Annotated in this window: 11 protein-coding genes; 2 read left to right on the top strand and 9 right to left on the bottom strand. The window is 38.2% G+C overall.

The features are described from left to right. Positions 1–91: 91 nt before the first annotated feature. From mutY to ACO1PF_RS00320, 3 genes are all read right to left on the bottom strand, one after another. Positions 92–1,258, bottom strand: coding sequence for an A/G-specific adenine glycosylase (mutY, locus tag ACO1PF_RS00310; protein WP_423189390.1), 1,167 nt, complete (start codon positions 1,256–1,258; stop codon positions 92–94). Then, positions 1,255–2,199: a recombination regulator RecX gene (gene recX / locus ACO1PF_RS00315; protein WP_423189391.1), complete on the bottom strand. Its 945-nt coding sequence runs from the start codon at positions 2,197–2,199 to the stop codon at positions 1,255–1,257. Before recX ends, mutY begins: the two co-directional genes overlap by 4 nt. A 143-nt stretch (positions 2,200–2,342) precedes the next feature. After that, entirely contained in the window at positions 2,343–3,206 is an 864-nt protein-coding gene (locus tag ACO1PF_RS00320; protein ID WP_423189392.1) for a general stress protein, read from the bottom strand. A gap of 346 nt (positions 3,207–3,552) precedes the next feature. Here ACO1PF_RS00320 and ACO1PF_RS00325 point away from each other — a divergent pair, with 346 nt between their 5' ends. Continuing rightward, positions 3,553–4,311 carry a helix-turn-helix transcriptional regulator gene (locus ACO1PF_RS00325; protein ID WP_423189393.1) on the top strand — a complete coding sequence of 253 codons (759 nt, stop codon included), beginning with the start codon at positions 3,553–3,555 and terminating at the stop codon, positions 4,309–4,311. Between the two features lie 94 nt (positions 4,312–4,405). Here the strand turns inward: ACO1PF_RS00325 and ACO1PF_RS00330 are convergent, their stop codons facing one another. The 5 genes from ACO1PF_RS00330 to hisS all read right to left on the bottom strand — a co-directional run bounded on the left by ACO1PF_RS00330 (position 4,406) and on the right by hisS (position 10,094). Then, positions 4,406–5,347, bottom strand: a complete 942-nt coding sequence (locus ACO1PF_RS00330; protein ID WP_423189394.1) for a tocopherol cyclase family protein — start codon at positions 5,345–5,347, stop codon at positions 4,406–4,408. After that, the gene (locus tag ACO1PF_RS00335; RefSeq protein WP_423189395.1) at positions 5,331–6,017 is read right to left on the bottom strand and encodes an NAD(P)H-hydrate epimerase; all 687 of its coding nucleotides are present in this window, start codon (positions 6,015–6,017) and stop codon (positions 5,331–5,333) included. Before ACO1PF_RS00335 ends, ACO1PF_RS00330 begins: the two co-directional genes overlap by 17 nt. Positions 6,018–6,101: 84 nt before the next feature. Beyond that, positions 6,102–6,974: a deoxyribonuclease IV gene (locus tag ACO1PF_RS00340; RefSeq protein WP_423190472.1), complete on the bottom strand. Its 873-nt coding sequence runs from the start codon at positions 6,972–6,974 to the stop codon at positions 6,102–6,104. A 26-nt stretch (positions 6,975–7,000) separates the two neighbouring features. Continuing rightward, the gene (aspS, locus tag ACO1PF_RS00345) at positions 7,001–8,785 is read right to left on the bottom strand and encodes an aspartate--tRNA ligase (protein WP_423189396.1); all 1,785 of its coding nucleotides are present in this window, start codon (positions 8,783–8,785) and stop codon (positions 7,001–7,003) included. Between the two features lies 1 nt (position 8,786). Then, positions 8,787–10,094, bottom strand: coding sequence for a histidine--tRNA ligase (gene hisS / locus ACO1PF_RS00350; protein ID WP_423189397.1), 1,308 nt, complete (start codon positions 10,092–10,094; stop codon positions 8,787–8,789). A 493-nt stretch (positions 10,095–10,587) separates the two neighbouring features. Between hisS and ACO1PF_RS00355 the strand changes: the two genes are divergently transcribed. Continuing rightward, positions 10,588–11,961, top strand: coding sequence for an N-acetylmuramoyl-L-alanine amidase (locus ACO1PF_RS00355; protein ID WP_423189398.1), 1,374 nt, complete (start codon positions 10,588–10,590; stop codon positions 11,959–11,961). Between the two features lie 56 nt (positions 11,962–12,017). On the opposite strand, the gene dtd is transcribed toward ACO1PF_RS00355, so the two are convergent. After that, positions 12,018–12,464 carry a D-aminoacyl-tRNA deacylase gene (gene dtd / locus ACO1PF_RS00360; RefSeq protein ID WP_423189399.1) on the bottom strand — a complete coding sequence of 149 codons (447 nt, stop codon included), beginning with the start codon at positions 12,462–12,464 and terminating at the stop codon, positions 12,018–12,020. Positions 12,465–12,489 lie beyond the last annotated feature (25 nt).

Raw genomic sequence — 12,489 nt, forward strand, 5'->3', positions numbered from 1 at the left:
AATGTATCGCTGCTTTCTTCAATCTCACTCGTTATTATATCATAAACTAGGGGTGATATAATAATGAATCAGAATATTTAATTGCCTACGTTTAAAATAGAGTTAACGTTTTGATTAGATTGTTTACTTTCTGTGTTGGCATTGGGAACATTTCCTCTTCGAATCGATTGGGATGAATCCATTTTAGTTCTGCAGAATGAGACTGATCAGCAATTAAGTCTGCTTCGAAAACAATCATTTCCCATTTCAAATGCGAGAATACATGAGTGAGGATACCTTTAGGCTGATCATTTAAGGAAACAATCAATTCATAATTCTCCCTTAACATTTCTTCAATTTCCTGGCTAGAACGATGCTGATTGAATTCCTCTTGATTAAAGGCCTTCCATTCACTATCTTTTAAGTCATCTCGATTTAGCATGATAGGAGTTAGCATGCCCGCCAAGACTCCTTTAGAGGAACGTTTTCGAAAAAGGTATTCATTCTTTTCATTTTTGATGACGATAGTAAAGAATGTCTGCTCTTTTACTTTTATTTTCTTCTTTTTAACCGGGTAGTTTGCCCAGGTCTCATTTACGTATGAAGCATTAAAATCTCTGACTGGACTTTTTTCCGGAGAATAATTTTTAGGTGTACAAATGGTTGCTCCCAAATCCATCAAGGCTTGATTAAAATCGCCAGGTCTATCAGGATCGATCAACCGTCTGATCATCTCTTCAAAGACTTTCCGCGTTGAAGCTTTGCTGATATCCAAATCGATTTCAAATAACCTGCTCAATACACGCATGACGTTCCCATCCACCGCGGGATATACTTGATTAAAGGCTATACTGGTCACTGCTCCTGCTGTATAGGGTCCGATGCCTTTTAAATTCAACACTTCTTTGTGAGACGTCGGAAACTCTCCATCGTGGAGTTCCATGATTTGAATTGCAGCTACTTTCATGTTTCTTACTCTGGAATAATAACCTAATCCTTCCCAAAGTTTTAGCAGTATCGCTTCTGGGGCATAAGCTAAAGCCTCAATAGTAGGTAATGTTTCAATAAATCTCTCATAATAAGGAATAACTGTATCAACTTGTGTCTGTTGTAGCATAATCTCAGACACCCATATATAGTAGGGGTCATCTGTTTGTCGCCAGGGTAAATCCCGTTTATTTTCATCATACCACTGTAACAAGGTTGCACGAAAATCATGAATCTTTTCTTCTGACCACATTGTTATCTTGTTCTCTTCCAGCATATCCGTCTCGCTCACTGATCTCCCTCTTTTTCTGATAAAAATTGGTCGATTAAACTAAAGGGGTATCCTTTCGAATAGAGAAAGGTTTTGGTCTTTTGTTTTGCTTGATATTTATCACCTTTTCGCGAATAACGTTGAAAGGCTTTGTCCCCCTGCTTGACCAGCGCATCATACTCATCTTCTGCAGGTTGTTCTAAAGTCATGTCTTCCAGTACTTGTGAAATAATCTCTCGGTCGAACCCTTTGACCATTAATTGTTCTCTTATTTTTCGTTCTATTTCCCGATTCGATTTATCGTGTTGTCTGTTTAACGTTTTTTCAGTTAATTTTTTTGCATTTTCAAGCTGATCTTCATCTGAATACTCAACTAAGCCATAGGCTATTTCATCTGGAGTCAGTCCTTTAGCATAAAGTGACCGCTCAATTTTTTTGGGTCCTTCGGTTTTAAGTTGAAAATTCGTTCGTACAAAACTCTTAGCATATGCTTTCTCATCGATTAATCCTTGTTCTTTTAATTGTTCTATAACTCCGTCGATTTGTTCATATTCTTTCTTGGCTAAATACTCTCTGATTTCTTTTTCGGTACGCATTTTAAAATTCAGATGATGCAGCGCCGCTTGATAAGCTTTGCCCATCTCACCTTTTACTTTTAATTCTTCAATGGTCTCTTCATCAAGTTCTTTTCCTTTTACAAGTCGATATTTTATTAATAACGAGTCATCCACTGCAAAAGCGTACTCATCGTTAACATAGACATTGAACCTATTTTTCGCTTTCTGAGTCTGTACTTTAGTAATAACAAATTCAGGCTCTGTAGATGAATCAGAATCTGTTTTTTCAGTCATCTGTTTTACATCTTCCAGGGTTATATTCTTCTTATCTATTGTTTTCTTTTCTTGTTTGTTAGAGCCTAATTCTACCAGGTTGGGTAGTGATGATTCTTTTCGTTTAGTCATTTTTTTGCACCTCTTATCCTTCAGTTACTAGTATACCATTTATACGTGTATTTTTTAATGAATCTGGACGTAAAAAGGTGCCTGATATAATTATGCAGGCACCTTTTTACATCTGATTATTTTATATTTTCTTTATCCAATTGTTACTTGTTATCGTCGAGTGATTTTTTACCCTGTTCTTCGAGTTCCTCAGAATAATTCGCTTCAGACTCTGGTGCTTCCGTGTTATCTTGTGGATTTCTCTCGCTTTTTTCATCAGTATTCAAAGGGCTAACTGCTTTAGGTTTAACGACCCCTTTAGCAATAGTATTGCCGTATCCGTGATCAGACCCTTCAGTTTCAATTGTGTCCTCTTCTCCTGTCAAGTCTGGTTTCTCTTCCGATTCTGTTCCTTGTGTCTCTTCATTATTACCAAAATCTTTACTCTCGCTATCTGCATCCGAACGTGTCTGATTAACTTGACTTGGGTCTACGGATTCATTTAAATCCTTATTCTCAGATGTATCTACATCACTTGGTTTTTTATCTACGATAGCTTCTGATTCTTCTGAATTCACTTCATTTATAGGATTGTTTTGTTTTTCTGTCATAATCTTTTCTCTCTCCTCGTTTACAATGATGTCTTCATTTACCTCGGATAAATCACCTTGCTTAGGTGCATCGGTATCAGCCAGAAGCACAATTTCTCCATCTTTCAACGCATCCATGTAATGATCAGATCGATCATGAGGAACACCATACTTTTCTAGTGTCGAATTATTTTCGTCACTGTCATAAGATCCAAACGAGAATGCCTCTTTAACTTTATCCCAAATACTTTCGTCTTCTAATTCCACCTTATTAACTTTCACATTTTTTAATGATTCAATTTTCACATCATTTTGATTGGTTTTAGCCATTAAAAGCATCAGCTCACTAGCCTTATAGCCCTCTTCATTGAGTAGGGTTTCAACTTGTAAAACAGCTTCCCTCTCATTTTTAAATGTTCCTAATATATGGCGATCCATATCTTCATCCTTCCTGTCAATACTGTCATATTTTGTTCACTTGTCTATTTCTAATGGTATCATTAGATAATCCGCATGTAAAAAGAAACGATTCGCATATGATAATCAGTTGTAGAAATGAATAAAAAGCAGATTATTCATCTTTTATTAGCAGTTTTTGCATTTAACTGAGATTATATATTTACTATTATACTTTTTGCGAATCGGAAAATGTGTTACATAGAGGGTGGAATTGTTACTTGATTAACTTGTTTTTTGTGCTTATATGTTTATTTTTTTTTTTATTATGGTATATTTAACATATGAAGTGTTATCTATAAAAGATGGTTAGGAAGGGTTATGCACTATGAAGAATCAAGAGGAGAAAGAAAAGCTAATGGAAGAACGTTTAAGTAAATTAAAGGAATTGACAGATGAGTCCATGGATTATCGCTATCTCATGCAGGATCAACTGGCCGAGGCCATCAGTTCGGGGAATGAAGAAAAGTTGGAAGCAACACTAGAACTGATCAACATTGACCGAGTATTTAATTATATGGAAAACGATAGTGATTGTGAATTAATCGACGCATTCAAAAACCATTTAATGACTGTGAACACATATGCACGTATAGCTGCTAAAAATGGTGGCGTCTTGCCACTTTATCTTCATTTGATCTTCGAACGTTATTCCATGATCATTAAAGATACACAGTCTTTGAATCATTTAATTGAACACGTTTACTTTGAACTTTTCAGAGAATATTGTCATGTTGTAGCTGAATTCTCCACGTCTGACTACTCATCAGTGATGAAAGAAATCGTTACCTATATCACAGACAATCTAACCAATGAATTGACCCTAACCAATATTGCTTCGATTTATGGTATGCATCCTGTGCATCTGGCACGTAAGTTTAAACAAGAAACGGGCAACACCTTTATTGGATACGTCAACCAACAGCGAGTTTATCTTGCAAAATACTACTTCCACTTAGGTGATTACCAAATGAGTGAAGTAGCAAATCTAGCTGGGTTTAATAGTCATTCGTATTTCACAAAGGTTTTCAAAAAAATAACGGGCAAAACACCGACTAAATACCTTAAAGAAATACCGGTAAGTTAAAAAGTTTAATTTGTAATTCTCTTCCGATAACTTCTTCTATGTAAATAATTTTCCCTTTCAAAAAAGAAGCTGATAAAATCAGCTTCTTTTTTGTTTATTTCCAGTTAACTCTTTCTGCTGCACCATGCTCAGATGATAAATGAAGAGGATTTTTGTTTTTTTCTTTAAAAGTAAGAGTTATATCAGCTTTTACCGTTTCTTTTATTGTGTAATCCATCTCATCATCCATGGGTGCAATTAAATCGTTACCATTTAGCAAGCTTACCTCTACAATTAAAGATTTGTTTTGGCCAGTTAGTTTGACCGTATAGCCAAGTTGATCATCATTGACTATGACTTCTGCTTTTGAGCCTAAATAGGTCGCGAATCGGTGTTCAGTGGCTCCGTCATGAAAGACAGCAATGGTTCCCGTGAAATGATTGATTTTCAAATCGATGTCTGCCACCGATAAAAATAATGAACTCTTATCATTTTCTTTGAATTGATTGGACTGAGCCCATACATACTGGCTGGGAAAAGTAGAGCCACGGTCTTTTTCAATATACCCTGTTCCCTCATCTATTTTCACAGTCTCTCCGTCGATAACGACAGTCCCTTTTACATCATGACGCATGCTGACCACGTCATGTGAACAGGGCATCTTAATGTATTCAAAAGGTCCCATAATGCTTGGTGAATACCTGTCCTGTTTCAACCTCAAAAAGTCTCCGAATTCTAAATCAATCAGTATGTCAGTGTCATCATCCACTAAATGGGCCTTCACACCTGTTTCGCTTAAGACAAATAACGGCATAAGTATGGAGTAAGGCGCTGCCACAACCTCAAACGCTTCAAGCGGAAAGGTAATTTTTCCGCTTAAACTTTTCCCTTTATAAAACAGATTGTACTGGACAAATGATTCTTCTTCATCGAACAATGCTATGCCAGGTATAAGCGCCAAGCTAAAGTTTTGTTTAGCATCTGAAGTTTTCACATACCAACCTTCAAAATAAGGTGCTTTAGCCTTCAATCCCTGAAAATCAAAACGATTCGCCATTGGTTTGCTCCTTCTTTATGATATCTTCGAAAAAATTAGGTGCTGGATAACCTATATCTAGAACAGTGATAGTGCCTGTATATGACTTTGAATCTTTATGCCCAAAGCCTTTTTTCATAAATCCTATTGTATATGTTTCTTCAGCTTCTACAGCGAGCCCTAACACTTGGCCGGTATTGGCAGAGAGGCCGGAAGGCACATCAAGTGCAATAATTTTGCCTTTAGATGCCTTGATGCTAGTTATAGCTTGTTTATATAATCCTTCCACGTTTCTATCTAAGCCGATACCAAATAATGCATCGATGACCACGTCGCCTTCAAAATCTGTGGCTACTTCATCAAAGGTTTTAATATCTAAATTCAGATTCCTGATGATTTTTAGTTGCTGCTTAAATTCTTTTGAAGCGCGTTGTGTATCACCCACAATGTAGAGAGTAACTTTCTTACCAGCCTGAAACAGAAGGCGCCCGATCGCTAAACCATCTGCACCGTTATTTCCCGTCCCACAAACGATTACATATGATGTCATTTCATCCGTTTCATCCGCCAGGATCTTTTCGGCAACTGCCAAGGCTGCCCTTTCCATCAACACCATCGAAGGAATACCAATAGTATCGATGGTGAAGGTATCGATCGCTTTAATGGTCTGACTAGACAATCCGTCGATCATATCACTCACCCCAAATTTGTATTTTTAGTTGATTTCAGTATAACAAAAAGGAACCTGTAAGCGAACAGATTCCTTTTTACCGTCTTAACTATTTAAAATGTCTTCCAATAATTGCGGGTTGAATGTTTTTTCTTTCAACATCACAATCTCATGCTTGTATGGTGCTTTCTTATTTTTCTTGTCTTCCCCCACAAAGGGTGTTTCTAGTATTTTAGGCAAGTGCGACAGTTTCTCGTGATGAACAACATAGTTCAGTGCGTCAAAGCCAATTTCACCGAACCCAATATTGGCATGTCTGTCTTTTCCTGCTCCTTGTATATTCTTCGAATCATTGACATGGATGACTTTTAGCATATCCAACCCTATGATTCGGTCGAATTCAGCTAAAACACCGTCGAAATCATTTTTAACATCATAACCTGCATCATGTATGTGGCAGGTATCCAAGGTCACAGATATTTTATCTTTCAGTTTCACTTTATCAATGATCTGCGCTAATTCTTCAAAAGAACGTCCTATTTCCGTCCCTTTTCCCGCCATGGTCTCCAAAGCGATCTGAAGGGTTTGATCTTCGTGTAAAATCTCATTTAAACCTTGAGCAATCTGTTCAATGGCTAACTCTGCACCTGCACCCACATGTGCCCCCGGATGCATGGTCATTTGTGTTGCCCCTAAAGCTTCCGCACGTTTGATTTCTTCTTTCATAAATTGAACGGCGAAGCCATAGTTCTGTTTCTTTATCGTGTTCCCTAAGTTTATGATATAAGGGGCGTGCACAACGATGTCCGCAACATTTATACCGTTCGCTTTCATACACGCTTGTCCTGCTTCAATATTCATTTCTTCAATTTCTTTTCTGCGGGTATTTTGGGGTGCGCCCGTATAAATCATAAATGTTGAAGAACCATAATCAACAGCATCTTCGGCTGCTCCGAGCAACATTTCTTTCCCTTTCATCGATACATGCGAACCTAATAAAACCATTATTTTTCCTCCGTTTGCTTACTTTCTTTTAATGCTAATCCCAGCTCATCTAATTGACCATTAGAAACTAGAGATGGCGCATCTGTCAACGGATCTATAGCTCTTCCATTTTTTGGAAAGGCAATAACTTCTCTGATGTTATTTTCATTGGCAAGGATCATGACTATGCGGTCTAAACCAAATGCAATCCCGCCATGAGGTGGAAACCCGTATTCTAGTGCATCAAGCAGGAAGCCAAACTGATTTTTTGCCTCTTCTTTCGTAAAACCTAGTGCAGAAAACATATCTTCTTGTAACTCTCTCTTATGAATACGCATAGATCCGCCGCCAATTTCATAACCATTTAATACAATATCATAGGCATCTGCCATGACGTTCTCAGGCTCAGTTGCTAATTTATCAATATCTTCTTCTACTGGTCTGGTGAATGGGTGGTGCGCAGCGTTGTAACGTCCTTCTTCTTCGTCATATTCTAACAACGGCCATTCTACGATCCAGGCAAAAGCTATCTGTGACTCATCTATAAGGCTCAATTCTTTCCCCAAGTGACTTCTCAAAGCACCCAGTGCATCATAGACGATTTTAGCTTTATCAGCTACAAATAAAAGTAAGTCGCCGCTTTCAGCATCCATCGCGTCCACAAGAACATTTTGATCTGTTTCATCACTAAAGAATCTAGCGATTGGACCCGTTAAGCCTTCATCCGTCACTTTCATCCAGGCTAAACCTTTAGCTCCATATATTTTAGCAATACTTTCCAAGGCATCAATGTTCTTGCGAGAAAAGCGCTGAGCTGCGCCCTTGACAGTCAAACCTTTGACCATGCCACCGCTCTCTACAGCTGATGAGAACACTTTGAAGGCAGACTCTTTCGCCACATCATTTAAATCGACAAGTTCCATCCCGAATCTAAGATCTGGCTTGTCGCTGCCGAATCGTTCCATCGCTTCTTTGAATGTCAGACGTGGAAAAGGTACTTCCAGAGTGACGCCTTTAACTTCTTCTATTAAGCGGACAAGTAATTTTTCAATCGTTTTCTGGATCTCTTCTTTGTCTATAAAACTCGTTTCAATATCTACTTGCGTAAATTCCGGCTGACGGTCACCTCTTAAATCTTCATCTCTAAAACAACGAACGATTTGATAATAGCGGTCATATCCGGAACTCATGAGCAATTGTTTAAACAATTGTGGGGATTGCGGTAGCGCAAAGAATTTTCCTTGCGTTACTCGTGATGGAACAAGATAGTCTCTCGCGCCTTCTGGTGTCGATTTAGTTAAATAAGGCGTTTCGATATCTAAAAATCCTTCATCATCCAGAAAATCTCTAAACACTTTTTTTACCTGATGACGCAGTTTCATGTTTTCCTGCATTTTGGGTCTTCTTAAATCCAAATAACGATATTTCAGACGTAAGTCATCGGAAACTGGCGCCGTATCGGATATTTCAAACGCGGGTGTTTTCGCTTCGTTTAAGATTTCTACTTTATCAGCTATAATCTCTATTTCACCTGTAGCTATTTCTGTATTTACCTGACCTGCTTGTCTAAGAACGACCTTTCCTTCGACAGCAATCACATATTCAGAACGAATTTTTTCTGCTATTTCTAACGCTTCTGGATTTTTATCGCTATTGAAGACAACTTGGATAATGCCTTCACGGTCTCTAAGATCAATGAATATCATCCCACCCAAATCGCGTCGTTTTTGCACCCAACCTGTAACGGTGACTGTTTCTTCTTTATATGCTTTGGTAATCTTCCCACAATATTCTGTACGTTTCATTTTATTCACCCTTTTTCATTAGTCTTGATTCTACTTCTTTAAATGTCGCTTCAAAGTTACTGTATAACTCACCCAGATCGATATCCGTTTGTTGACCACTTTTAAGAGCTTTGATTGTGACTCTGTTTTCATTTAATTCGTCTTCGCCCATCGTAAAGACAAATTCAGCATCCCACTTGTCAGCTGTTTTGAACTGTTTGCCGGGTTTTCTGTTCATAAATTCCCGTTCGACAGACAAATTGTTCTGACGCAGGTACTGCGTTAATTTAGTTGCTGCCTTATTGACTTTTTCTCCAATAGTCACCACGTAGGCATCGATCGTACTTACTTTTGGATAGTTGTAGTTCATGAAGTCTAAAAGAATGAGCAGGCGCTCGATCCCAAAACCGAAACCGAATGCCGGTGTTTCCGGTCCACCCACTTCTTCGACCAGACTGTCATATCGTCCCCCGGCACAAATGGTCGCATTGGCTCCAAATTTCGGATGCGTCGTCATAACTTCAAATATCGTGTCGTTGTAGTAATCTAAACCTCTGACCATGTTTTTATCTATTTCATAAGGGATGGATAAGTCTTCGAGCATTTCTTTGACTGCTTCAAAATGCTGTTTAGATTTTTCGTTCAAGAAATCAAGCACGGAAGGAGCGTCTGCAACCAAAACTTTATCTTTCTTGTCTTTACTATCCAGCACGCGGAGAGGATTCTTATACAAACGTTCTTTTGAATCGTTACTTAACTCATCAAAATGTGGTTCAAGATAAGCGATCAATGCTTCACGATATTTCAATCTGGATTCAGCGTCGCCCAGTGAATTAATGACAAGCTTCAAATCTTCAATACCAAATGACTTGAATAAATCCATAGCCAATGCCATCGTTTCGACATCTACCGCAGGGTTCTTGCTCCCAAAAACTTCAACACCCACCTGATTGAATTGACGCTGTCTGCCACTTTGCGGACGCTCATATCTAAACATGGAGCCTATATAGTAAAGTTTCATCGGTTTGTGATACTCGGGCGCATATAATTTATTTTCGACATAGGCACGGACCACACCAGCTGTCCCTTCAGGTCTTAAGGCGATATGGCGATCTCCTTTGTCCTTGAAATCGTACATTTCCTTGGAAACAATATCGCTTGTTTCGCCAACACCACGAGCAAACAAATCAAACTTTTCAAATAACGGTGTTCTTATTTCTTTGAATTGATAATTACTCAAAATAGCTCTGGCCTGTTGTTCTACAACTTGCCATTTTTCGGATTCATCGGGCAAAATATCTACGGTGCCTTTTAATTTTTGGTAATTCATCTTTTAAACCTCCAAATGTAATAAATAAAACTATTTTTGTCCATAAAAAAAGACCCTCCTCTATGTCTAACATAGAAAAAGGACGTACTTATAACGTGGTGCCACCTTATTTTAGAAAGTTTTCACTCTCACTCTTAGATTTAACGCTCACACGTGATAAGTTTCCTTATCATTCCTTTTAGATTGTCATTCATTAATGTCGTTGTAAACCTTTTTCAGCCCGGAAGGTTTTCTCTTTAATAAAACACCCATTAATTACTTTATCTAACATCAGGATCACTATTCTATTCTATTCGCTTCTTATAAGTTTACAAGAGTAGCTACCAGATGTCAATACACATCTTTTTCAAGTCTATTATCAAAGTTTCCGTCCATCAACATAGTAAATTCCTTGAAAATGCCCAAAATGTTGGAAAAATATATCTTTACTATTGCTAAAAAACTGTCTCTCTCGGTATAATAAGGACAAGCCATAAATCAAGGGGAGATAATAATGTATCAAACTTATTTACATAAAAAAAATAGTCGCTCATTTTTCATGCTCACGATCATTTTCTTGTTCACTCTCCTCTTGACATCGATGATAGTTTTGGCTAATGAAAACAAAGTAACCGTGCTGGCATCGACATTAAACGTTAGATACGGACCGGGTCTTTCACATGAGATCCTCACACAAGTCCAGGAAGAAGATCAACTTAATATATTGGGAGAAGAAAATGAGTGGTATAAAGTTCGTCTAGATTCAAATCAAATCGGTTGGATCGCAAGCTGGTTAGTGGAAAATGAAGAAGTCTCACTGGAAAATCAACTTTTTGGACGCGTCACATCCTCTGAAGTAAATGTCAGACAATTTTCAACAACAAACTCCGATGTTTTAGGTACGGTTAAACGCGGTGAAGAGTTCCCTATCTTATATAGAGAAAATGAATGGGTTCAAATCCTCTTTAATCAACGTGTAGCCTGGTTGCATTCTGATTTGATCGATGTTTTAGATCAACCTGCTGAGAGCGCAACTCTAACTGATTCAACTGATTCAACTGATTCAACTGATTCATCGGATTCAACAACTTCATTAAAAATCAGTGTCGGGGGCACACCCGCTAACATTCGACTGCGACCCACAACTGATGCTGAAATCGTAACTACACTAATAACTGCCGAAGAATTCGAAGTGCTCCGTGAAGAAAATGAATGGTATCAAATAGAACTTTCTGATGGTACAAAAGGTTTCGTAGCTAGTTGGATTGCCGAAACCATTACAACAGAATCGGTTAGTGCAGAAGAAATAGCATTAAGTACTGAACCTTCTCATTATGCGACATCATTGGCAGAGGCAACCATCGTCATCGATCCGGGTCACGGAGGTTATGATCCAGGTGCTGTTGCCGTGAGCGGCTTCACTGAAAAAGAAATCACGCTGAGCACCGCGCTTTTGCTTGCTGATCGCCTGAAAAATGCAGGTGCAAATGTTATCTTGACCCGCGATACCGATACACATATTACTTTAAACGACCGCGTCTATTATGCACACAGAGCTAATGCTGACGCTTTTGTGAGTTTGCATTACGATGCAATAGAAGTAGCAAACTCCATGTCAGGAACGACGACCTACTATTATTCAGAAAACGAAAAAGCCTTAGCAGAAACAGTCAATCATTATCTTGCTAAAGATGTAAATCTAAACAATAATGGCGTGAGGCACGGTAACTACTTTGTGTTAAATCGAAATGCTCAGCCTTCCATACTGTTAGAACTAGGTTATCTTAACAATGATCACGATATTACCGTCGTTAATACTCATGCTTATCAGGCATCCGTTGCTGACGCTGTATTTCAAGCTTTAAATGACTATTATTCACCGCATTGACATTATATCAATCAAAAAAGGGTCATCACGAATTTTTTTCGTGATGACCCTTTTTCCTATTTGTTTTTCGAATCAATGAGTATGGTCACTGGACCATCATTGATAAAATCGATTTCCATATGTTTCCCAAATTCTCCAGTTTCTACACGAAGGCCTTGCTCAGATAATAATTCATTAAACTGATTGTATACCTTATCTGCGTAATCCGGCTTTGCAGCTGCCACGAAACTCGGACGGTTACCCTTTTTAGTGTCAGCATGCAGAGTGAATTGTGAAATAGATAAGATAGCCCCGTCGACGTCTTTAACTGATAAATTCATTTTATCTTCTTCATCTTCAAATATGCGCAGATTACTTATTTTGCGCACAAGGTAATTGATATCTTCTTCTCCATCATCGTCTTCCACACCAATGAAAACAACTAATCCGCGGTTTATTTCTCCAACGATTTCATTTTCGACTCTTACATTCGCTTCTTTCGCACGTTGTATGACTGCTCTCACGAAAATCCTCCTAAAACCTTTAAAT

Source organism: Alkalibacterium sp. f15, from assembly GCF_049389645.1.
In the GTDB taxonomy this organism is placed as follows: domain Bacteria; phylum Bacillota; class Bacilli; order Lactobacillales; family Carnobacteriaceae_A; genus Alkalibacterium.

Coding starts and splice junctions, on each gene's coding strand:
- recX (WP_423189391.1), bottom strand. CDS start 2,199: ATGACTAAACGAAAAGAATCATCACTACCCAACCTGGTAGAATTAGGC.
- ACO1PF_RS00320 (WP_423189392.1), bottom strand. CDS start 3,206: ATGGATCGCCATATATTAGGAACATTTAAAAATGAGAGGGAAGCTGTT.
- ACO1PF_RS00325 (WP_423189393.1), top strand. CDS start 3,553: ATGAAGAATCAAGAGGAGAAAGAAAAGCTAATGGAAGAACGTTTAAGT.
- ACO1PF_RS00330 (WP_423189394.1), bottom strand. CDS start 5,347: ATGGCGAATCGTTTTGATTTTCAGGGATTGAAGGCTAAAGCACCTTAT.
- ACO1PF_RS00335 (WP_423189395.1), bottom strand. CDS start 6,017: ATGATCGACGGATTGTCTAGTCAGACCATTAAAGCGATCGATACCTTC.
- ACO1PF_RS00340 (WP_423190472.1), bottom strand. CDS start 6,974: ATGAAAGGGAAAGAAATGTTGCTCGGAGCAGCCGAAGATGCTGTTGAT.
- aspS (WP_423189396.1), bottom strand. CDS start 8,785: ATGAAACGTACAGAATATTGTGGGAAGATTACCAAAGCATATAAAGAA.
- hisS (WP_423189397.1), bottom strand. CDS start 10,094: ATGAATTACCAAAAATTAAAAGGCACCGTAGATATTTTGCCCGATGAA.
- ACO1PF_RS00355 (WP_423189398.1), top strand. CDS start 10,588: ATGTATCAAACTTATTTACATAAAAAAAATAGTCGCTCATTTTTCATG.